The organism is Synechococcus sp. BIOS-U3-1, from assembly GCF_014279975.1.
GTDB lineage: Bacteria > Cyanobacteriota > Cyanobacteriia > PCC-6307 > Cyanobiaceae > Synechococcus_C.
Window position 1 is genome coordinate 965,812 of the sequence record NZ_CP047936.1, and the last position, 20,728, is coordinate 986,539.

The following is a 20,728-nucleotide window of genomic DNA, read 5'->3' on the forward strand; positions in this document are numbered from 1 at the left end:
GTAAACGATGGTAAATTAAGAAACAGATAGGTTTCGTAATTAGTTGATGTCGCCCTTGTCCCTGCTACCTGATGCGGACCTGGTCCGTTCCTACTTGCGTGACATCGGTCGTGTGCCGCTGCTGAGCCATCAGCAAGAGATCACCCTGGGCCGTCAAGTGCAGGAACTGATGGTGATCGAGGCTCAAGAAGCCGAGCTAAGCGATCAGCGTGGTGGAGAAATGGTGCCTCCAGCTGAACTCGCCAAAGCCGTCGGGCTGAGTGCAGCGCAGCTCAAGCGCAAATTGCAGGCAGGACGCCGCGCTAAGGAGCGGATGGTGGCGGCCAATCTGCGGCTGGTGGTGAGTGTTGCCAAGAAGTACACCAAGCGGAATATGGAACTGCTGGATCTGATCCAGGAGGGAACAATCGGTCTGGTGCGTGGTGTGGAGAAGTTTGACCCAACACGCGGCTACAAGTTCAGCACCTACGCGTACTGGTGGATCCGTCAGGGGATCACGCGTGCGATTGCGGAGAAGAGCCGGACGATCCGGTTGCCGATTCACATCACGGAGATGCTGAACAAACTGAAGAAAGGCCAGCGTGAATTGAGTCAGGAGCTGGGACGGACGCCATCGGTGACCGAACTGGCGGTTTTTGTGGAGCTGCCTGAAGAAGAGGTGAAGGAACTGATGTGCCGTGCGCGTCAGCCCGTGAGCCTGGAAATGAAGGTGGGCGACGGAGATGACACCGAATTATTGGATCTACTGGCGGGTGATGGCGAGCTGCCAAGCGAACAGGTGGAAGGAGAGTGCCTGAAGGGAGATCTGGGAGATCTACTGAGTCAGCTGCCGGAACTGCAGGAACGTGTGCTGCGGATGCGATATGGGATGGACGGAGAGGACCCGATGAGCCTCAGGGCGATTGCAAAATCGCTGAAAATGAGTCGTGATCGAACCCGCAAACTTGAGCGCGAAGGCCTGGAAATGCTGCGCAGGGGTGATGTGCAACTCGAAGCTTACGTATTGGCCTGATACCAGCCTATGTAATGGCAGCTTCAGAAGAATTCGTCGAAGTTGTCGAAATCCACGGCCTTGAAGTTTCCAGCTTCAACTTGCGTCATCAATCGCTCAAGCTGAGCCCAAAGTGCACCACCGGTGAGAATCGAGAGCACCAGTGCAGTCAAGTAGGCCGCTCCTGAAGCAAAGCCGAAGATCTGGAGTGATCCTCCGATGAACAAGGTGACGCCAATGAGGATCCCCGTGTAACTCATCACGGTTTCAGTCTTCCCTAAGGGAAGCAACGGCAGCCTGTCTTTCTTCCAACCATCAAGACGGTTCTGAACAAGCTTTGAAAACGTGAGTCCGCAGACCACGCTGATCGCGAATCCCAACCCTGCCATCGCATAGGGCGGCTGTTGCAAATTGGCGTAGTCCAGAAGAATGTCATCGATGCTGAGACCACCGAAGGCTTCAGTCAGAAGGTCGACCTGAGCCTGATCGAGCTCGATTGGAGCAGTGTCGGGCGCGATCGACATAAGTCAGTGTGAGGGTTCTTGAAAGACCATTATCGCTGTGGAACTGCAGGGGTGATGAGTCGATTTTTTCTGGGTCAGGCTGCCAGTGGATTCAGGCGTTGCATCACACCTTCTGCGATCTGTCGAGGTCCAAAGGTTTTTCTCATCAGCGTGGTCAGCTCCTTCAGATCTGAGATGTTCAGGCGGTCATCTTTGATCAAGGTCAGTAGGAGGCGCTGACGCAGATCACCTCCGTCCTTACTGAGCAACAAACGCAAACCTGCACCAGCTACTGGCAGCAAATCACTGTTGCTTTGGAGGCTGGACTCATTGCTAACAACGTCCAACAAATTCTCTAAGCGTTCGATCCGCAGACTTCCCTGTTGGTCGAAGATCACTTCCAAGAGCTTTTCCCTCATTTCTCGAGTGTCACCCGCAAGCAGTCGCTTGGCGACGTACGGATAGGCCACAGCGATAATGCGGAAATCGGGATCCAGCCTTAGGGCAAGACCTTCTTGGCTCACCACTGCACGGATGATCAGGGCGAAGCGTGCAGGGACCCGGAAGGGGTAGTCGTACATCAGCTCCGAAAAACGGTCCGTGATTGCTTTGAAATTGAAAGATCCCACTGAATCTCCAAGGCTTCCTCCAAAGACGTCTTCCAATGCGGGAATGATCGGTGTCAGATCAGCGTCTGGTGCCAAGAAGCCGAGCTTTTGAAAATCGCTGGCGACAGCATCAAATTCGTGATTAATCAGATGAACAACTGCGCCTGTAAGGGTGAGTCGATCCTGGTCGCTGATGGAATCCATCATTCCAAAATCCACGTAGGCCACATGGCCTAGATCGCCACTGCGTCCTGGAAGAGCGAAGAGGTTGCCTGGATGGGGGTCGGCATGGAAATAACCAAATTCCAGAAGTTGTTGGAGTCCGCTGATCACGCCTGTTCGGATCAGAGCCGCTGGATCGAGGCGCTGTGATTTGAGCTCTTGAGGATCGCGCAGTTTGGTGCCCTGGATCCAGCTAGTGGTTAAAACGCGACGGCTTGAGAGCTCGTCGTAAACATCAGGGATAGTGACCGCAGGATTGCCCGCGAATAACCTCGAAAAGTGCTTGCAATTGTCCGCTTCGCAGCAGTAGTCAATTTCTTCGAACAGGCTGCTTCCGAATTCATCGATAATTTCACCAAGCCCAAACCCCAGGTTCAGCGGCAAGAGCGGAGCGACTAAAACGCTGAGACTGCGTATCAGTACCATGTCGCGCCGCAATATGAATGTGAGATTTGGGCGTTGAACTTTGACGGCAACCCACTTCTGGGGGGCAACCCGAGCTTTGTAGACCTGTCCGAGGCTGGCAGCTGCTATCGGCGATTCAGGAAACTCCTCAAACAACTCTTCGATAGGTGCACTCAGTTCCTCTTCAATTGTTTGTAGAGCGATGCCATGGTCGAAGGACGGCAAATCATCCTGAAGACGCGTCAGCTCATCCAACCAGTCGCGACGGATCAAATCAGGCCGAGTGGAGAGAGCCTGGCCCACTTTGATGAAGCAAGGACCAAGGTTGGTCAACGTGCGCAGGAGAGTGCGCGCCAGATTGCGCTGGACTCGAGAATCCTTACTGTTTCCTCGGAGCAGCAGGCTTAGCAAAAGGCCTAAAAGCGTCCAGGAGATCTGTATGACCCTTGGTACCCAGACCCATGGGCGCAACAAGAGCCATCGAGCATCTCTGCCGTGGTCGTAGCGAAGATATTCCACGCGCAGCAGTTCTTTGGGATGTCGATCCTAGAGAGTCCGAATGGTTTCACGATGCCTGTGTGTTGCGGACAACGGACCGATCAACACCGCAGTACTTGCCAGGTCATCAGCCCTGGTGATCACTATTTTCCAGCCGCTACTGCTTGCAGGGACGCTGCTCATGCCAAGTTAAGTTGGTGAAACGTGGCCAATTGACAGACCGCACACCTGGATGGCTCAACTGACCACGGCGACCAAGACCGCCCGTTCAATCAATTGAGCTCATTAGAGATTGATGGATCATCCAATTCTCAGGCAATTCTCCACTGATTTGAGCTTGAAATTTAATTGTGTGGGCCAATTTAATTCACACATTCCATTCATCGTATTCATTAGGTCATGGACTTAGCTCTTCAGCAATCGCTTTCCACTGGATACTGGACTGACGCGGTCAAGAGTCTTTACCAGGCTTTTCTTCAGAATGGGGAAACAGTCTCCGTCCGCATTGAAGATCAGTCTAATTATTATTCGGATGTAGAGATGGGGTATATGAGGTACGGAATATTGGCAATCGATGAATCTATCGATCTCGACTTCGAGTTTACTAGAGACTCGAACAATTCTGACATAGACATCTTTCTGGGAGACAGAACTTATCAAGACTATTTGGGCTTGGCGGCGCTTCAGGCGTCGTGGATCAGTCTTGACGTTCTTGGTGATTCTGCGGTTTCTTATAAGTCTAATATCAATACATTTATCCATGAGTTCATGCACGCATTGGGGATTGGAGAGCCTGGCTATGATCCGCGCTGGAATCAAGATAATACCGCAATGTCTTATAATCAGGGTAATTTAATTGACTGGAGAGTCACCCCAAGCGTTGCTGATTATGATGCCCTAGCATCTCTTTGGGGTCGCGAAAATGATTCGCAAGTTTCATCAAGTCGATATCAAGGTGTGAGCGTGATTGGTAATAATTTTCAGGATGACATTCTTTCTGGCAGTGCAGCAGGTGAGTTTTTGATGGGTTTTGGTGGAGATGATGTGATTAATGGCTGGGGCGGAGATGATGATTTGTTTGGTGGTTTTGGGCAAGACACTTTTGTGATGTCTCAGGGATTGGATCGAGTATTTGATTTCACAATCGGTTCAGATCGCATATCAGGTTTCACTGGAGTCGGGTTTTACCAAGCTGATCGACATGGAGTGCTCATCCAGGACAGTGGTCGGGAATTGCTTCTGGTTGGGATTGACTTCGATGAATTCAATGCAGCTGCAAGTTATTCATTCGCTTGAGATATCGACTTCAAAGAGATGCTTCTCTGTTCTGAATGCATGCCTCACTAACCTTTTCTGGGCTTTTAAAAGGGCTTCTGTTTTTCTTGGCCAGTGGTGTGGCCTGTTCCTGATTCTTCGGCTACCAGATTCTCGGCGCTTCACTACAGGGTTCCGATGTAGATCTCCGTTCTATTTTTTGAGTGAAGCGCTCATGGATGTTGCAGCTCCACCTGTGCTTACGGTTTGCGATGACTAACTGCCCTCAACAGCCAGTAAGACATGCGTCTTGGGTTAATGAACATCTGTTGAATGATTCCCTCCTGACATCACCGGCTTGGTGACGCCGTTCTCTGTCGTCTATTACCTGCGCTCATGCCGTCGCTTCTCAAGTTTCTGCGACCGGACAGACGTCTGGCATTGCATCTGCCGGTGCATGGTCGTGGCGCCGCCCTGCCGCCCCGTCTCCGACGTTTATTGCGTCAATCCCCCGGGAGCTGGGACCTGCCTGAGCTGCCGGAGTTCGGAGGTCCGCTCGAATCGCGGGGGGCAGTGGCCACAAGTCAGCGACGGCTGGCTGAAGCGATGGGCGTTGATCACTGCTGGTTTGGCGTGAACGGTGCTACGGGTCTGCTTCAGGCTGGCCTACTTGCGATGGCGCAACCTGGTGATGCTGTGCTGCTGCCTCGCAATGCCCATCGGTGTCTGATCGCTGCCTGTGAGCTGGGCGGCGTGATGCCGGTGTTTCTGCCTGTGCCGTTCCTGCCCGACCGTGGCCATCCCGGGGCGATGAGCGCTGAAGGACTCCGGCAGAGCCTGGAACCATGGCCTGATCCAGGTCGCCGAATTGCTGGCGCTGTTCTTGTTCATCCCACTTATCACGGGTATTCCGCTGAGATCTGCGCGCTGATCGAGCTTCTCCATGCGAAGGGGCTACCGGTGATGGTGGATGAAGCCCATGGCACGCATCTGGCTTTTGCCTCAGGGGGGGAATGTCCTATGTCCGCTCTTGCCGCTGGAGCCGATCTGGTGGTGCATTCCCTGCACAAATCGGCTCCGGGACTTGCGCAGACAGCGGTGCTTTGGCATCGCGCTGAACGGCTGGAGTTAGGAAGGCTGCAACGTTCTCTGGCCAGGCTTCAGACCACGAGTCCCAGTGCGCTGCTGCTGGCCTCTTGCGAGACAACCCTTGATTGGCTGCGGTCTAGGCACTGGACATCTCTGTTCGAGGCTCGTCGTCACGATGCCATTCAGCTGATTGATGATCTGGGACAGCGGGGGGTATTGCTCCACCCCGGAGATGACCCCATGCGATTGATTCTTGCCACAGGAGAGATCGGTGTAAGTGGTCTTGATGCGGATGAGTTCTGCATGCGTCAGGGGGTGATTGCTGAGTTGCCAGAGCCCCTTTGTCTCACCTTTTGTCTTGGCTTCGCACGGCATCGTGGACTGGCGAAGCGACTCGCAAGGCTCTGGCAGTGTTTGGCTCTTGAGGGTGATGGTGTCCCGCTGTCTGCCATTCCAAACCCGCCGATTGAAGGCACGTCGATTCCTGAACTCACCCCTGATGAGGCGCAACGCCTCCCCCATTGCATGCGTCGACTAAGTGATTGCGTTGATCACATCGCTGCTGAGCTGATTTGCCCTTATCCACCTGGAGTGCCTTTGCTTGTTCCTGGAGAGAGAATTTCTGCTGATCGCTGTCAATGGCTCCAGTCTCAGCATCAGAGATGGCCGGATCAAGTGCCCGGTATGGTGAAGGTCCTGGCCTGAAGGGCCCTGGGATCTGATAGGTGCTTTCAGACGTCACAACCGGGAAGGCAGTTAGCAAGCGGAGAGCCGCTGATCACAAACGCCTAGTCAGCGGGTTGCTAGTGGGTCTATTCGGCCTGGTGGTGGTGGGTCTGGGTGGTTGGTGGTTCACGATTGCCCTCGGCGTGATTGTTCATTTGGGTTTGCTGGAGTTCTTCCGCATGGCCCAGTTCAAAGGCATGCGTCCAGCCACAAAAACCACACTCGTGGCTTGTCAGTTACTGCTAATCAGTACCCAGTGGTCTGTGAACGGAGGCATCGCCTCCTCTCTCGCTGATGCTGTTTTGCCTCTCTCCGGGGCTGCGATCTGTGGCTGGTTGCTGCTGCAACCCATCACCGGTTCGATTGCTGACATCGCCGCTTCCATCTTCGGTTTGTTTTATCTGGGGTTTCTTCCCAGTCACTGGCTACGCCTTCGCAACCTTCAGGCTGTAGACATTGCACCTTTGGTTGATCACGTTCCATGGAGTTGGGTCAGCTCTGGCCTGCTCATCACCCTGATGGCCTGCCTCATGGTGGTTGCGAGTGACATCGGCTCCTATGCCATCGGTCGTCGCTTCGGTCACCACCCTCTCTCTCCGATCTCCCCAGCCAAAACCATTGAAGGGGCCTATGGAGGGCTGGCTTCGGCGGTTGTGCTCGGTGCCCTTGGAGGTGCACTGCTGGAGTGGCCCTATGGACCTTTCACCGGAGCTTGTCTGGGTGGACTTGTGGCCCTCTTTGCTCTGGTGGGCGATCTCACCGAATCGATGATGAAGCGGGATGCTGGCGTGAAGGATTCCGGGGATGCCCTGCCTGGCCATGGCGGAATACTGGATCGGATCGACAGCTATCTCTTCACACCAGCGGTTGTGTTCTATGTGGTGACCCTGGTGATGCCAGTGATGGCTCAGTGATGACCTTTCAGGGCTGAACTTTCAGGGCTGAACTTTCAGGGCTGAACTTTCAGGGGTGAACCGTGGCGTTGCCCTTGATCACCAGCTGACCTCCCTGCAATCGGGCATCACTAATTGTGATCGAGGGATCCATTGGCAGAAAAAGTTGTCCTTCCGCATCGCAGTGGTTCACTCTGATTGTCCCCTGATCCGCACAAAGTAAAAAGCTGCGCTGCACCGGATCTGTGCCTGTAATGACATCCGCGGTGAGCACCAAGCGGTCGTTGTCGATCGCCAGTGACCGCAATGGCGTCAGGCCCATCAGCTGTTCAGCTAGTAGATCCGCCAACCATCGCCAGCGATCGGTTGCCAGAGCCTTGTTCAGATCCGTTCCGCTCAGCACCACCTCCCCTTGGATACTGAAAGGATCCTGGAGTTGCACCGGCTGGGTGGGTTGACCAGGACGGAACACAGTTTTCAGCGCGCCTGATTGCAATTCGGCACGCAGGAGTGGCAGCTGCTCAAAACTCACCCTGCGAGCCTCGAGCGAGACACCTTTCAAACGACCTCGCAGCAGCTCGATGGCGGACCCCTGAAGAGCCAGGTTCAACTCGTCAACGGAGTCGCATTGGTTGCGAATCCAGCGTTGAAGACCACTGGCCAGGAGCTGGAGAACGGGGCCGGAGCTGGTCTGGGGCATGGAAGCTCAACACCACGATGGTGGGGACAACACATCATCCGATGAGGTCCGATGGACGACCATTCGACAGCGTGGATTGGAACCAGTTGAGACAGCATTCGGCAACCCGATCGGGCTGATCGATGTGTGGCAGATGACCGCAATCCTCGAACTGTTCAATCCGGTCTTTAAGAATCAGAGCCGCTGCTTTCTTCTGCGGAGCCCTGAGGATCCTGTCATTGTCTCCCCAGATCACATGCAGGGGCTGATCGGGGAGCGGTGTGCCGCAACCTGAAAACCCTCCGCTGCGTGCAAAAGCTGCAAGTGCTTCTGCCCAGCCAGGGCACTGCAGATGGAGTGAGGCGATCTGTTCTTCCGCTGCACCAACGTTGGTGTCTGGATCGGCAAAGGCTTGGCGGCAAAGACCTCGACGCACTCCTGGGCGACTGAGGAACCAGGCGCCGAAACGATCTAGCAAAGGAGGGACTGGCATTGGTCTGCCAGTGAGTCCTGCAGGGGCAAGCAGCATCAATGTCTCGATCCGCTGCGGGTGACGGCGGGCCATTTCCACGGCAACGGAACCTCCCATCGAAGCGCCAATCAAGCCGCACGGAGATCCTTTGGGGATGTGCTCAAGCACGGCATCGAGATGGTCCAAAACCTTTGCGGGGCCATAGATCGCATCAAGGGGCCGCGGTGAGAAGCCAAACCCGAAAAGATCGGGGATGAACAGTTGAAAGTTTTGGCTCAGCAGCGGGGCTAGACGGCGGTATTCCAGGAAGCTGCTGTCGAATCCGTGCAGCAGTAATAGAGGGGGGCCCTGCCCGATGACAGCAACGGGAAAGGGGGCGTCAATTCCGAGTTCGGGCAGGTCCCACCACTGGAGATGGTCAGCAAGACTGCTGGCTTTGGGATCCAGTAACTCGCCTTTAATGGAATTCAGCAGTGCTTTCAAGGGAATACTGGGCTCGTTTCAGCAGCTCCCACAAGAGCTTCCATTAATGCGCCTGGCGTGACCTCGAAGGGAAGATGATGCAGGTCAGAACCTTCTCTGCAGGCAAACTGGCAGACCTGCTGCAGCTGATTCAGGCTGGCGTGACCTAGTCCTAGGTCGTCAAGGCAGACAGGCAGACCCAGTTCGCGTAACAGCGGCAGTAGTTGGCGATGGGCCTGAGCGGCTAACTGGTTGCCGCCTAGACGTTCCTCCAGGCGCAACTGAACGAGCACGCCAAAGCCAACCTTTTCTCCATGGAGAACGGAATGGCATGCGTCTAGTTGAGTCAAACCGTTATGAACTGCGTGAGCTGCGACAGTGCGACAACGAGCTCCGCCAAGCCCCCCGATAACGCCTGCAGTGAGTCCGCAAGCATCCACAACCCGCTTCCAGGCTTCTCCCCCTGGGGCTTGAATGGCCTCCATGCTGTCGATCAGCAGCTGGTCACGTAGAACGCGAGCCATTTGCACAGCTTGCTGAATCACCCCGTCACGGCTGGCCCCACTGCTGACGGATGCTTCGTACCACTTGGCGAGCGCGTCGGCGATTCCGCTTGCCAGAGTGCGTTGGGGCGCCTTGAGAACTAGCTCATGATCAAACACGAGCAGATCGGGGCAGCGTTTGAGGCCTTGATCACGCTCAAAAGCGCCGTTAGGGCTGTACAGATTCGAGAGAGCAGTCCAACCAGCGCAGGTTGCCGCACTTAATGGAACCGTCACACACGGAACATCAAGTCTGTCGGCCAGGAGTTTGCCGCTGTCGAGAACTTTCCCTCCTCCTGCTGCAATCACTCCGTCGCAGGATTGCCTCTTGAAATCATTTTGAAGTCTTTGAAGATCGAGTTCGCAGCAATCGTGCTCGAGGTTCTGCTGAAAAACTCGCAACCCACTTTGGTTCAGATCACAACAGAGTCGGGATCGAATTGATTGTGTGGACTCGCTTCTCCCTAGAAGTAGCGGATTGCGAAAGAGCCTCGCAATTGGCTTCTGAGCTTCCATCCAAGCTCCCGACCCACGAATGACCTGGGCGGGAGCGATGCAATGAACTGAGATATGACTTTTGCTAGAGGCTGTCTGGGTCATCCAGGTCAGAGACCAGCACCTGCGAGGGCGGGTGTTTCGCTAGGTACAGCAGTGAGGTGCTTCACCACGACCTTGCCATCTTCCACATCGACTTCAGCGGAATCGCCATCCTTGATGCGACCGGAGAGGACTTCTTCGGCAAGGCTGTCTTCAAGTAGACGCATCACCGCACGACGCAAGGGGCGTGCACCGTAAGCAGGGTTGTAACCCTCCTCGACGAGACGTTCCTTGAAGGCGTTGGAGACAGTCAAGGTGATTCCCTTTTCGCCAATGCGATTGAAGACCTCCCTCAGCATGATTTCTGCAATCTCCTTCACTTCTTCGCGGTTCAGTTGTCTGAACACGATGATTTCATCAAGGCGATTAAGGAACTCAGGACGGAAGTATTGCTTGAGTTCTTCATTAACAAGCGATTTGATTCGGTTGTACTGATTCTCTTCGGCGTTTTCGTCGCCAGAGAATTCGAAGCCGAGACCACCGCCTCCCTTCTCAATCACTTTCGAACCGATGTTCGAGGTCATGATGATCAGAGTGTTTTTGAAATCAACAGTGCGACCTTTGGAATCTGTGAGGCGTCCGTCTTCCAATAATTGAAGAAGAAGATTGAACACATCCGGGTGCGCTTTCTCAATTTCGTCAAACAGAACAACGGTGTAGGGACGGCGTCGGACAGCTTCGGTGAGCTGGCCACCCTCGTTGAAGCCCACATACCCAGGAGGTGAACCGATCAGTTTGCTGACCGTGTGCCTCTCCATAAATTCAGACATGTCAAGACGGATCATGGCTTCTTCACTTCCGAAGAAGTAGGCAGCCAGAGCCTTCGTGAGTTCAGTCTTGCCCACACCTGTTGGTCCGGAGAAGATGAAACTGGCAATCGGCCGATTCGGGTTCTTGAGGCCTACACGTGCCCTGCGAATCGCTTTCGAGACTGCTTTGACAGCTTCGTCCTGACCGATCAGACGCTTATGAAGCGTCTCTTCCATGTTCAACAACTTGACAGACTCACTTTCGGTGAGTTTCTGCACAGGTACACCCGTCCAGGAGGCCACGATCTGGGCAATGTCTTCTTCGCTCACGACCGGAGTCGTTGTTGAAGCAACTGCACCTTGGAACGACGATTGATTGGTGCCGTCAGCAGTCGTCTCAGTAGATGGCTCCACAGTTTCTGTGGTCTCTGACGATTCGCTGGGAGTGTCTTGACGACTGTCCTGGAGAAGTGTGCGGATTTTTTCGCGTAATTCAACTTCCTTGTCTCGCAGTTCTCCGGCACGCGCGAAATCCTGCTCACGAACGGCATCTTCTTTCTCTTTTTGAACTGTGCGCAGCTCCTTATCGACTTCCTTGGCTTCAGGTGGAAGCTTGGAATTCAACAGCCGCACGCGGCTGCCTGCCTCATCGATCAAATCGATTGCTTTGTCGGGCAGAAAACGGTCGGAGATGTAGCGATCGCCGAGGGTTGCCGCGGCTTCAAGGGCTTCATCCGTGATCCGCAGACGGTGGTGTTGCTCGTAGCGCTCACGGAGTCCACGCAGGATTTCGATGGTGTCTGCGATTGAGGGCTCACCAACGTTCACCGGTTGGAAGCGGCGCTCCAGGGCGGCATCCCTTTCGATGTGCTTCCGATACTCATCCAGGGTGGTGGCACCGATGCACTGCAGCTCACCTCGGGCAAGAGCTGGTTTGAGGATGTTGGCCGCATCGATGGCACCTTCCGCAGCACCAGCACCAATCAAGGTGTGGACTTCGTCGATCACAAGGATCACGTTGCCCGCACCCTTGATTTCTTCCATGATTTTCTTGAGGCGCTCTTCAAATTCGCCGCGATATTTGGTGCCTGCCACCAAAAGACCGATATCGAGAGTGAGAACGCGCTTGTCTTCCAGAATGTCTGGAATATCACCCTGCTGGATGCGCTGAGCCAAACCTTCAGCAATTGCGGTTTTGCCAACCCCTGGCTCACCGATCAACACAGGGTTGTTTTTGGTTCGGCGACCGAGGATCTGGATGACACGATCAATTTCGTTGTGACGCCCCACCACCGGATCGAGCTTGGCTTCGCTGGCCATTTGAGTGAGGTTGCTCCCGAATTCGTCGAGTGTGGGAGTTTTGGTGGATCCTTTGGCACCAGAACCGCCACCGCCTCCAGCACCAACTTCAGCCGTTTCACCCAGCATCCGAATGACTTGGGTACGTACTTTGGCCAGATCGACACCGAGATTTTCGAGAACTCGCGCTGCGACCCCCTCACCCTCTCGAATCAAGCCCAGGAGTAAGTGCTCTGTGCCGATGTAGTTGTGGCCAAGCTGACGTGCTTCTTCGAGAGAGAGCTCGAGAACTCGCTTTGCTCTTGGTGTGAAGGGAATCTCAACCGCAACGAATCCCGAACCCCGGCCGATAATTTTTTCAACTTCAACGCGAGCGTCCTTGAGATTGACTCCCATGGACTTGAGCACTTTCGCTGCGACACCAGTTCCCTCACCGATTAGTCCAAGCAGGATTTGCTCAGTACCAACGAAGTTGTGACCAAGACGTCTCGCCTCTTCTTGGGCAAGCATGATCACCTTGATGGCCTTCTCAGTAAACCTCTCGAACATTGTTCAGGCCGACAGCTGTTCAATCCAACCTATCAGGGCTGAACGGGTCGTTGTGGATCGATGATCCAAAGGCACATCCCAGTGTTGTTGCGGGTTGATTGCCAGAGAAAGTATTAATCAATGCCTGAATGTGTTCCTTTATTCAGTTTGATCAGTGCGGAAATCCCTACCCTTTCTGATTGATCGCCACTGGATCAGGGCATCGTCACCGTTCGCGTAGTAGCCGGTCCTGCGGCCTGTGGTGGTAAATCCGCTCTGGGCGTAAAAGGCTTGTCCCGCGATATTCGTTCGTGCCACTTCAAGAGTGGCTGAAACCGCGCCAAGTGATGCAGCACGATCCATCATTGCTTGCAGCACCCTCGCACCGAAGCCGCAGCGTTGATACGTCGGATCCACTGCCACCGCTGTGATCTGAAGCTCATCCACCACGAGCCATGCAGAGGCCAGGGCGATCAGGCTCCGACCCTCGGCGTCGATTCCCATCACCAGCCTGGAGTTGTCTGAAAGCTCACGCTCCCACTGCTGTTTCGTCCAGAGCCCCTTCAAGGCAATCTGGTCAAGCCATAGACAGGAACTGAGGTCGTCGGGACCCAGCTTTCGTGGGTTAACCGCCACTTCATCCACCAAAAGAGCACTGCCAGGGCGACGCGCCTCTTTACATTGCCTGTCTGACCGACCCGACGCTCCATGCCACAGCCCTACGAATCAGGGTGTGACCTGAACAGCCCGAATCGCAATCTGGCGCCAATCACCGCGGAACTCGACGCCCAGGGTCGTCTTGCGGTCGGGGGTTGTGTTCTGAGCGAGCTGGCCAAGCGCTATGGAACACCTTTATATGTTTTGGATGAAGCCAGCATCCGCAAGGCCTGCCAGGCCTACCGCGACGCACTGAAGCGTCACTATCCCGGGCCTTCATTGGCGATCTATGCCTCGAAGGCGAATAGCTCATTGGCTCTAACAGCCCTTGTGGCGTCGGAAGGTTTGGGGCTGGATGCGGTCTCGGCCGGTGAATTGATGACGGCTCTCGATGGCGGCATGCCCGCCGAACGGATGGTGCTTCACGGCAATAACAAGTCGGTCGAAGAGCTTGCGTTGGCTTATCACCACGACGTGATGGTGGTTGCGGACAACCAGCACGATTTGGATTGTCTTGAGGCGATTGTTTCTGAAGGGGGACAGCCTGTACGCCTGATGCTTCGCTTCACGCCTGGCATTGAGTGCCATACGCACGAGTACATCCGCACCGGACATCTCGATAGCAAGTTCGGGTTTGATCCTGATCAGCTCAAGCCCGTGCTCCGCAGGCTCCAGGGCTGTTCCTGGGCAAGAGTTGAGGGCCTTCATGCTCATATCGGGTCTCAAATCTTTGAGCTGGAGCCCCATCGCGACCTGGCGGCTGTCATGGCGGATGCTCTGGGCCTTGCCCTTGAACTCGGCCATCCCGTTCGGGATCTGAATGTGGGAGGAGGCCTGGGAATTCGCTACGTGGAAAGTGACGATCCCCCCTCGATCGATGCCTGGGTGAAAGTGGTCGCAGAAGCTGTTGTGAAGGCCTGTCGAGAGCGAGATCTTGAGCTGCCGCGTTTGCTCTGCGAGCCAGGACGATCGCTGGTAGCCACATCAGGAGTGACGGTCTACACCGTCGGTTCTCGCAAGGTTGTTCCTGGAATTCGCACCTATCTCTCCGTTGACGGGGGCATGAGCGACAACCCCAGGCCGATCACGTACCAATCCCTCTACACCACTTGCTTGGCGGACCGCCCTTTGGCCAACGCTGAAGAGACCGTGACCCTCGCTGGCAAACACTGTGAGTCGGGAGATGTGCTGCTCAAGGATCTTGCCTTCCCTAGCTGCAGCAGTGGTGAAATCCTCGCGGTCTTCGCGACAGGCGCTTACAACGCCTCGATGAGTTCCAATTACAACCGCATCCCGAGACCAGCAGCAGTGCTTGTGCATGCAGGAGATGCTGAGCTTGTTCAGCGTCGCGAGCAACCTGAAGATCTGCTGCGTTACGACCTGATGCCTGAACGGTTGCGCTCTGTAAACTGAGCTTACAAAAGGGCGAAGGCGAAGGTGTTGGAGGTGTTACCACTGCGCCTTCTTCTAGATGTTCTCTGCGCCTCTCTTCTCGGCTTTCTGCTTTTCACAAGGGTCAACGAGCAACGCACGCTGTGGTTGTTGCGTGGCTACCTGTTTCTTGTGGCGCTGGCCTGGTTTGTCAAGCGCTTTTTCAGTCTCCCACTGACCTCAACGCTCATTGATGCGTTGGTTCTCGCCTGCTCACTGTCATTGGCCATTCTCTGGCAGGGAGAATTGCGTCGGTTAATGGAACTTCTCGGCACGGGTCGTCTGGCCGTGTTGCTTGGTAATCCCCAGAGCAAAATGAGGGCGACAGCCAGCACCGTGGCTCAGCTCACCGACGCGGCGGGCCGTCTCTCCAAAAGTCGTCGTGGAGCTTTGATTGTTGTCGACCTCGGCAGTGATCTGAGACCGGAGGACTTTCTCAACCCGGGTATCACCATTGATGCTCAGTTGAGCAGCGAACTACTGCTGAATTTGTTTGCTTCCGATACTCCTCTTCACGACGGTGCCGTTGTGATCAAGGGCAGCCGCATCATCTCTGCGGGGGTGATTTTGCCGTTGTCACGTCAGGGCATTAGTCGCTATGGCACCCGTCATTTGGCGGCTCTGGGAATTACTGAACGCTTCGATCGCTGCATTTGCGTGGTGATTTCCGAGGAGACGGGAACCTTGTCTCTGGCAAACCAGGGACGTCTGGAACGCCCGATCACCAGTTCCCGCCTGCAGGATCTGCTCACTGACTTGATTGCCGCGTCTGTGTCGACCGCTCCGGTGAAATCACCATCTCCGCGTAGCGTGAGTTCAGGCACTCAGGATTCATTGCCTTGAGCCAAAGACTGGCCGTCAGTACTGATCAAGCTGCACCACTGTGCTGTCCTGAAGGACTGGATCCACGCAGGATGCCTGGTCATGTCGCCGTGATCATGGACGGCAACGGACGCTGGGCTAAAGCTCGTGGTCTGCCAAGGGTCATGGGACACCGGGCAGGCGTTGAGGCGCTTAAATCCACTCTGCGGCATTGCAGCGACTGGGGTGTTGAAGCACTCACGGCCTATGCCTTCTCCACCGAGAACTGGTCTCGGCCAGGAGACGAGGTGAATTTTTTGATGACTCTGTTCGAAAGTGTCCTGCAGAGAGAGCTCCAGGCACTTGAGGAGGAACAGGTACGAATTCGCTTTCTCGGAGACCTGGACGCACTACCGGTCAAGCTGCAGTCACTGATTGCTGAAGCCACGCAGCGGACTTCTACAAACAGCGGCATTCATTTCAATGTCTGTACGAATTACGGAGGTCGTCGTGAGTTGGTGCGTGCTAGCCAGCGGCTGGCGGAACGTGTGGCTCGTGGAGAGTTACAGCCATCGCAAATTGATGAAAATGCACTGGCTGCTGAGTTGTTTACAGCAGGCGAACCTGATCCGGATCTGTTGATTCGGACAAGCGGCGAGCGGCGGATCAGCAATTTCCTTCTCTGGCAGCTGGCTTATGCCGAGATTCATGTCACTGATCTCTGCTGGCCGGATTTCGATGCTCAGGCGCTCCAGCTCGCACTGGAGGATTACCAAGGCCGTCAGCGACGTTTTGGTGGACTTCAGTCCATTGAGCCCCACGCTCTGGGATCCTGAGAGCAGCAGCAATGGTGGCTGGTTCAATGACGGACACGGTGGACCTACGCCACGACTGGAGTCTTGAGGAGATCCAAGACCTTCTTGACCTTCCTCTGATGGATCTGCTCTGGCACGCCCAAAGCGTGCATCGGGCTGCCAATCCTGGGTATCGGGTTCAGCTGGCTTCTTTGCTGAGCGTTAAGACCGGTGGCTGCGAGGAGGACTGTGCCTACTGCTCCCAGTCGATGTACAACAGCAGCGATGTTGGCGGTCAGGCCGATTTGGAGGTGAATGCGGTCCTGGATAGAGCTCGGGCTGCTGCTGCTGCCGGTGCGGATCGCTTCTGCATGGGATGGGCCTGGAGGGAGATTCGTGAAGGACCTGCCTTTGAGTCGATGCTGAGGATGGTTCGTGGCGTTCGCGAGCTTGGTCTTGAAGCCTGTGTTACAGCAGGAATGCTCACTGATACCCAGGCGGAGCGTCTGGCCGAAGCAGGACTTACGGCGTACAACCACAACCTCGATACCAGTCCGGAGCATTACGACCGGATCATCACCACCCGAACCTATGAGGAGAGGCTGGAGACACTGCAACGCGTGCGTCGTGCTGGAGTCACGCTCTGCTGCGGTGGAATCATCGGCATGGGCGAAACCCTTCGCGACCGTGCCTCGATGCTGCGGGTTCTGGCCTGCATCGACCCCCATCCGGAAAGTGTCCCGATCAATGGTCTGGTGGCTGTTGAGGGAACACCGTTGGAAGGCTTGCCCACCGTTGATCCGCTTGAGCTGGTGCGGATGGTGGCTGTTGCCAGAATCCTGATGCCGTTCAGTCGCGTGCGTCTGAGCGCTGGACGTGAAGAACTCAATCGGGAAGCTCAGATCCTCTGCCTTCAGGCAGGTGCTGATTCAATCTTCTACGGCGATACCTTGCTTACAACGGGCAACCCTGCCGTGGATTCCGATCGGGCCCTGCTTGAAGCTGCTGGTGTTCAGGCCAGCTGGCAGAACCAGGCACTGGAGACGCAGCCTGAGCAGCAGAAAGCAGCAGCATGACGGCTGCGCAAGCCGAAAGACCCACGTTTCATGTGGCCGCGTTTTACGCCTTCACCGCGCTTGCACCTGATGAAATGGGGTCCTTGCTGACAGATCTGCCTGAACTGGCGTCGCGTGAACAGGTTGTTGGTTCGGTGTTATTGGCACCAGAAGGTGTGAATGGAACGATCAGTGGTCCAGCCCACGGTGTGAACCTGATCCTGGAGTGCCTTCGCACCAGAATCACACTTGGGGATGCCCACTTCGAGCGCCTGCAGGTGAAGTGGAGTTGCTGCCTACGCCCTGCTTTCCGCCGTTTCAAGGCGCGTCGCAAGCGCGAGATCGTGAGCTTGGGGCAGCCTTGTGCTGATCCCCGCCGCAACGTGGGCACCTACGTGGACCCTCGCAACTGGAATGAGCTTGTGGATGATCCCGACACGCTGGTCATCGACACCCGTAATTCCTATGAAGTTGCAGTCGGCAGCTTCGTTGGTTCTGTGGATCCAGAAACAGACAGTTTCCGTGATTTTCCTGACTGGGTTGAACAGCATCTCCGCCCTCTGGTCGAGCGCACGTCACCGACTCGCATAGCCATGTTCTGTACCGGTGGAATTCGTTGTGAGAAGGCCAGCAGCTTCCTGCAACAGCGGGGATTCCCCAATGTTCACCACCTTCAGGGCGGCATTCTCAATTATTTAAAGCAGGTTCCTGAAGATCAAAGCCGCTGGGAGGGTGAGTGTTTCGTGTTTGATCAGCGAGTCGCTCTCAACCACCAGCTTGAGCCTGGCCAGCACAGCTTGTGCCATGCCTGTGGTCTACCGCTGACGCCGCAGCAGCGGCAATTGGAGAGTTACATCCCTGGAGTGCAGTGTCTGCAGTGCAGAGATCGTTTTACGGATGCCGACCGGGCACGCTTCGCGATGCGCCAGAGCCAGCTCAGACAAGGAGTCCTCTCGCAATCCTGCGGCTGGCAATCCAAGCCCGACATTCACGGATGAGCGCACGGCCTGTCCTCTACAGCTTTCGTCGCTGTCCCTATGCGATGCGTGCACGCTGGGCGTTGTTGCAGGCAGGCCAGCTTGTCGAATGGAGGGAAATTGAACTCAAGGACAAACCTGCGCCGATGCTCGAGGCGTCTCCGAAAGCAACGGTGCCGGTTTTGGTTCTCGCTGACGGCACGGTGATCGATGAAAGCCTTGCGGTGATGCACTGGGCACTCAAGCAGGCCGATCCGTGCGATCTCCGCCGGCAGTGTTCTGGCAAAACGCAGGACTGCATCCAGCAGCTGATTGAGCTCAACGACACGATCTTTAAACACCATCTCGACCGTTTCAAATACACCGATCGCTATCCAGGGCAGTCCCGGAAAGAGCATCAGCAGCAGGGGTTGCAAGTGTTGAGGAGTTGGTCTGATCGGATTGATGACTGTGGTGGCTGGCTCGTGGATGCGAGCTGTTCCCTCGCTGATGTCGCACTGTGGCCGTTTGTGCGTCAGTGGCGACTTGCTGATCCTGAGGGATTTGATGTTGATCCATCCCTGGCGCCGCTGCGCGGCTGGTTGATGCGTTTTCTGCAGGATCCTGATTTTGAGCGTCTCATGCAGAGGGCAGATCCCTGGCATCCCGGGGGGCTTCAGCCCCTGTTCCCCGCTGATGCAGTCGACGTTCCAGCTGACCAACACCTGTTTCATCTGGCAATGGCTGAGGACTGGAAAGCTGCAAGCCAGTTGGGTCACTACGACATCTCCACCCGTGGACTGCGACTTGACCAGGTGGGATTCATTCATCTGTCTTGGCGTGAACAGGTAGCAGTTACTTTTGAGCGCTTCTATGCGGATGCCGAATCGGTGGTCTTGCTGACGATTGATGCGGCACGGCTGAACTCCCCTCTGCGTGCCGATGCGATTCCAAGCGGAGAGTTATTTCCTCACCTCTATGGACCATTGCCGATCGAGGCTGTGATCGAATCGCGGCCTTACCCCGGTTCTGAGCGCTGATGCTGGATCAACTGGAAAGGGAGGCTCGTCAACGAGGCCTGCTGTTGAGACTTCAAGTTGGTCGTCCTCTGGGGCTTTGGAGTCTGCGGCTTGTGGTGGCCCGCTCACACTTGGAAAGACTTCAGCTCCTCGGCGAGATGAAAGCCTGGGCTTACAGCGGTTCCAGAGGATTGCAGCTGGACACGATGCGCGTTCTGCCGGCTGCCCCTGCAAGTTGCGGTGATCTCATCTGGGCGGCCACCATGGCTTGGGCGATGGAGGCCACCCCTTGCCGGACGGGAAGGCTGCTGGCCATTCGTGATGACGAAAGGCAGCATCAACGGCTCGTGCGTTATTTCAACCGGCGAGGGTTTGAATCCGTGCGGGAGGTGGAGGCAGCCCTCTGGGATCTGCCGCTACGGATGGTCTGGGGAGGAGCCGGAGCCCTGATGGTTGGAGATTGCGAGCAGGTTCGGGATAAGGCACTCATACGTTGGCGTCAGTCGGCTGCGTGATAGCTGCTGCGCACCAGAGGCCCACTCCTCACAACAGAGAAGCCGAGGTTGCGAGCAACAGATCCCAGATCTTCGAATTCATCCGGATGCCAGTAACGGGCAACAGGAATGTGGGCCAGCGACGGACGCAGGTATTGCCCGATGGTGAGCCGCTGGCAGTCAACAGCTCTCAGGTCTCGCATGGTTTCGATCACTTCGTCCCGGCTTTCTCCCAGCCCCAGCATCAAGCCGCTTTTGGTAGGAATCTCGGGTGCCAGTTTTCGCGCAGCGGCCAGTAGTCCGAGCGATCGCTCGTAGGTGGCTCCCCTCCTCACCTCTCGCTGTAGGCGTTTCACGGTTTCGAGGTTGTGGTTAAAACAGACCGGCCCAGCCTTCAGAACGGTCGCCAACCGCTCACGTTGAGCGGAGACGGCTGTCTGATTGTTGGAGTGCCCTCCCCAGAAATCCGGTGTCAACACCTCGATGGCGATCAGCGGATTTCTAGCCCTGATGGCCTCCATGGCAGAGGTGAATAGGCAGGCTCCATGGTCATCGAGGTCATCGCGTGCAACGGCGGTGAGCACCACGTATCGCAGCCCCATGGCGGCAACGGCATCGGCAACCCTCATCGCTTCATGCGGGTTGACGGCCTGAGCGCGACCTTTCTCCACTTGGCAGAAAGCGCAGCTGCGCGTGCAGATTGAGCCCCCAAGCAGGAACGTGGCGGTGCCGGCTGCATAACACTCACCCCTGTTGGGGCAGCGGCCTTCCTCGCAGATGGTGTGCAGGGCATTGGACTTCACGAGCCCTTGAACCCGTTCGATCGCGGAGGCCTCTCCCAGTGGACGTCGCAGCCACTCGGGCAACCGCTCCTGCGGCTGGATGGATGAAAAGCGACTGGTCTTGCGCACGCCGATGAACGGGGCTGCTTCCAGGGTGGCTCCATTTCCACAAACAGAGAAGCTGATGGCCGACTCCACACCCGTGATCGATCGCATCGCCGC

At 55.8% G+C, this 20,728-nt stretch carries 19 protein-coding genes; 11 read left to right on the forward strand and 8 right to left on the reverse strand.

Going from position 1 to position 20,728, the window contains the following annotated elements:
* Nucleotides 1-46 precede the first annotated feature (46 nt).
* Nucleotides 47-1,012: an RpoD/SigA family RNA polymerase sigma factor gene (locus SynBIOSU31_RS04975; RefSeq protein WP_186492355.1), complete on the forward strand. Its 966-nt coding sequence runs from the start codon at nt 47-49 to the stop codon at nt 1,010-1,012.
* Between the two features lie 23 nt (nt 1,013-1,035).
* On the opposite strand, the gene SynBIOSU31_RS04980 is transcribed toward SynBIOSU31_RS04975, so the two are convergent.
* Both SynBIOSU31_RS04980 and SynBIOSU31_RS04985 read right to left on the reverse strand, forming a co-directional pair.
* Nucleotides 1,036-1,515, reverse strand: coding sequence for a hypothetical protein (locus tag SynBIOSU31_RS04980; RefSeq protein ID WP_186492356.1), 480 nt, complete (start codon nt 1,513-1,515; stop codon nt 1,036-1,038).
* Nucleotides 1,516-1,589: 74 nt separating this feature from the next.
* The gene (locus tag SynBIOSU31_RS04985; protein ID WP_186492357.1) at nt 1,590-3,248 is read right to left on the reverse strand and encodes an ABC1 kinase family protein; all 1,659 of its coding nucleotides are present in this window, start codon (nt 3,246-3,248) and stop codon (nt 1,590-1,592) included.
* Between the two features lie 378 nt (nt 3,249-3,626).
* On the opposite strand from SynBIOSU31_RS04985, the gene SynBIOSU31_RS04990 reads away from it, so the two are divergent.
* The 3 genes from SynBIOSU31_RS04990 (at nt 3,627) to SynBIOSU31_RS05000 (ending at nt 7,210) form a co-directional block, all read left to right on the forward strand.
* Nucleotides 3,627-4,523, forward strand: coding sequence for a hypothetical protein (locus SynBIOSU31_RS04990; protein WP_186492358.1), 897 nt, complete (start codon nt 3,627-3,629; stop codon nt 4,521-4,523).
* 354 nt (nt 4,524-4,877) lie between these two features.
* Nucleotides 4,878-6,275, forward strand: a complete 1,398-nt coding sequence (locus SynBIOSU31_RS04995; protein WP_186492359.1) for a lysine decarboxylase — start codon at nt 4,878-4,880, stop codon at nt 6,273-6,275.
* Between the two features lie 20 nt (nt 6,276-6,295).
* Complete coding sequence (locus SynBIOSU31_RS05000) at nt 6,296-7,210, forward strand: phosphatidate cytidylyltransferase (RefSeq protein ID WP_186492360.1); 915 nt, start codon at nt 6,296-6,298, stop codon at nt 7,208-7,210.
* Between the two features lie 49 nt (nt 7,211-7,259).
* Here SynBIOSU31_RS05000 and SynBIOSU31_RS05005 read toward each other — a convergent pair whose 3' ends face one another.
* The 5 genes from SynBIOSU31_RS05005 to SynBIOSU31_RS05025 all read right to left on the reverse strand — a co-directional run bounded on the left by SynBIOSU31_RS05005 (nt 7,260) and on the right by SynBIOSU31_RS05025 (nt 13,153).
* Complete coding sequence (locus SynBIOSU31_RS05005; RefSeq protein ID WP_186492361.1) at nt 7,260-7,889, reverse strand: LmeA family phospholipid-binding protein; 630 nt, start codon at nt 7,887-7,889, stop codon at nt 7,260-7,262.
* A 34-nt stretch (nt 7,890-7,923) separates the two neighbouring features.
* Nucleotides 7,924-8,823 (reverse strand): alpha/beta fold hydrolase, encoded by a 900-nt coding sequence (locus SynBIOSU31_RS05010; RefSeq protein ID WP_186492362.1) that lies wholly within the window; start codon nt 8,821-8,823, stop codon nt 7,924-7,926.
* On the reverse strand, nt 8,820-9,944 hold the full coding sequence (locus SynBIOSU31_RS05015; RefSeq protein WP_186492363.1) for an iron-containing alcohol dehydrogenase family protein: 1,125 nt from the start codon (nt 9,942-9,944) through the stop codon (nt 8,820-8,822). The genes SynBIOSU31_RS05010 and SynBIOSU31_RS05015 overlap by 4 nt, the downstream gene beginning before the upstream one ends.
* Nucleotides 9,945-9,949: 5 nt before the next feature.
* A complete protein-coding gene (locus SynBIOSU31_RS05020; protein ID WP_186492364.1) occupies nt 9,950-12,538 on the reverse strand; it encodes an ATP-dependent Clp protease ATP-binding subunit in 2,589 nt (862 codons plus the stop codon).
* A 138-nt stretch (nt 12,539-12,676) separates the two neighbouring features.
* A complete protein-coding gene (locus SynBIOSU31_RS05025) occupies nt 12,677-13,153 on the reverse strand; it encodes a GNAT family N-acetyltransferase (RefSeq protein ID WP_255477370.1) in 477 nt (158 codons plus the stop codon).
* 72 nt (nt 13,154-13,225) lie between these two features.
* On the opposite strand from SynBIOSU31_RS05025, the gene lysA reads away from it, so the two are divergent.
* Genes lysA through SynBIOSU31_RS05060 form a run of 7 tightly spaced genes read left to right on the forward strand, consistent with a single transcriptional unit; the run spans nt 13,226 to nt 19,745 of the window.
* Nucleotides 13,226-14,587: a diaminopimelate decarboxylase gene (lysA, locus tag SynBIOSU31_RS05030; protein ID WP_186492366.1), complete on the forward strand. Its 1,362-nt coding sequence runs from the start codon at nt 13,226-13,228 to the stop codon at nt 14,585-14,587.
* 27 nt (nt 14,588-14,614) lie between these two features.
* Entirely contained in the window at nt 14,615-15,448 is an 834-nt protein-coding gene (cdaA, locus tag SynBIOSU31_RS05035; RefSeq protein ID WP_186492367.1) for a diadenylate cyclase CdaA, read from the forward strand.
* Nucleotides 15,445-16,242: an isoprenyl transferase gene (locus tag SynBIOSU31_RS05040; RefSeq protein ID WP_186492368.1), complete on the forward strand. Its 798-nt coding sequence runs from the start codon at nt 15,445-15,447 to the stop codon at nt 16,240-16,242. Before cdaA ends, SynBIOSU31_RS05040 begins: the two co-directional genes overlap by 4 nt.
* A gap of 26 nt (nt 16,243-16,268) precedes the next feature.
* Nucleotides 16,269-17,276: a biotin synthase BioB gene (bioB, locus tag SynBIOSU31_RS05045; RefSeq protein WP_186492369.1), complete on the forward strand. Its 1,008-nt coding sequence runs from the start codon at nt 16,269-16,271 to the stop codon at nt 17,274-17,276.
* Nucleotides 17,273-18,253 carry an oxygen-dependent tRNA uridine(34) hydroxylase TrhO gene (trhO, locus tag SynBIOSU31_RS05050; protein WP_186492370.1) on the forward strand — a complete coding sequence of 327 codons (981 nt, stop codon included), beginning with the start codon at nt 17,273-17,275 and terminating at the stop codon, nt 18,251-18,253. Before bioB ends, trhO begins: the two co-directional genes overlap by 4 nt.
* Nucleotides 18,250-19,251 (forward strand): DUF952 domain-containing protein, encoded by a 1,002-nt coding sequence (locus SynBIOSU31_RS05055; protein ID WP_186492371.1) that lies wholly within the window; start codon nt 18,250-18,252, stop codon nt 19,249-19,251. Before trhO ends, SynBIOSU31_RS05055 begins: the two co-directional genes overlap by 4 nt.
* Complete coding sequence (locus SynBIOSU31_RS05060) at nt 19,251-19,745, forward strand: hypothetical protein (RefSeq protein ID WP_186492372.1); 495 nt, start codon at nt 19,251-19,253, stop codon at nt 19,743-19,745. Before SynBIOSU31_RS05055 ends, SynBIOSU31_RS05060 begins: the two co-directional genes overlap by 1 nt.
* Here SynBIOSU31_RS05060 and lipA read toward each other — a convergent pair.
* Nucleotides 19,730-20,722, reverse strand: a complete 993-nt coding sequence (gene lipA / locus SynBIOSU31_RS05065; RefSeq protein WP_186492373.1) for a lipoyl synthase — start codon at nt 20,720-20,722, stop codon at nt 19,730-19,732. The two genes, SynBIOSU31_RS05060 and lipA, sit on opposite strands and share 16 nt — an antisense overlap.
* Nucleotides 20,723-20,728 lie beyond the last annotated feature (6 nt).

Bases quoted from the DNA above. Each gene is read 5' to 3' on its own strand.
- lysA (WP_186492366.1), top strand. From the start codon at position 13,226: ATGCCACAGCCCTACGAATCAGGGTGTGACCTGAACAGCCCGAATCGC.
- SynBIOSU31_RS05005 (WP_186492361.1), bottom strand. From the start codon at position 7,889: ATGCCCCAGACCAGCTCCGGCCCCGTTCTCCAGCTCCTGGCCAGTGGT.
- SynBIOSU31_RS05020 (WP_186492364.1), bottom strand. From the start codon at position 12,538: ATGTTCGAGAGGTTTACTGAGAAGGCCATCAAGGTGATCATGCTTGCC.
- bioB (WP_186492369.1), top strand. From the start codon at position 16,269: ATGACGGACACGGTGGACCTACGCCACGACTGGAGTCTTGAGGAGATC.
- SynBIOSU31_RS04990 (WP_186492358.1), top strand. From the start codon at position 3,627: ATGGACTTAGCTCTTCAGCAATCGCTTTCCACTGGATACTGGACTGAC.
- SynBIOSU31_RS04995 (WP_186492359.1), top strand. From the start codon at position 4,878: ATGCCGTCGCTTCTCAAGTTTCTGCGACCGGACAGACGTCTGGCATTG.
- SynBIOSU31_RS05055 (WP_186492371.1), top strand. From the start codon at position 18,250: ATGAGCGCACGGCCTGTCCTCTACAGCTTTCGTCGCTGTCCCTATGCG.
- lipA (WP_186492373.1), bottom strand. From the start codon at position 20,722: ATGCGATCGATCACGGGTGTGGAGTCGGCCATCAGCTTCTCTGTTTGT.
- SynBIOSU31_RS05060 (WP_186492372.1), top strand. From the start codon at position 19,251: ATGCTGGATCAACTGGAAAGGGAGGCTCGTCAACGAGGCCTGCTGTTG.
- SynBIOSU31_RS04975 (WP_186492355.1), top strand. From the start codon at position 47: ATGTCGCCCTTGTCCCTGCTACCTGATGCGGACCTGGTCCGTTCCTAC.
- trhO (WP_186492370.1), top strand. From the start codon at position 17,273: ATGACGGCTGCGCAAGCCGAAAGACCCACGTTTCATGTGGCCGCGTTT.
- SynBIOSU31_RS04980 (WP_186492356.1), bottom strand. From the start codon at position 1,515: ATGTCGATCGCGCCCGACACTGCTCCAATCGAGCTCGATCAGGCTCAG.
- SynBIOSU31_RS05015 (WP_186492363.1), bottom strand. From the start codon at position 9,944: ATGACCCAGACAGCCTCTAGCAAAAGTCATATCTCAGTTCATTGCATC.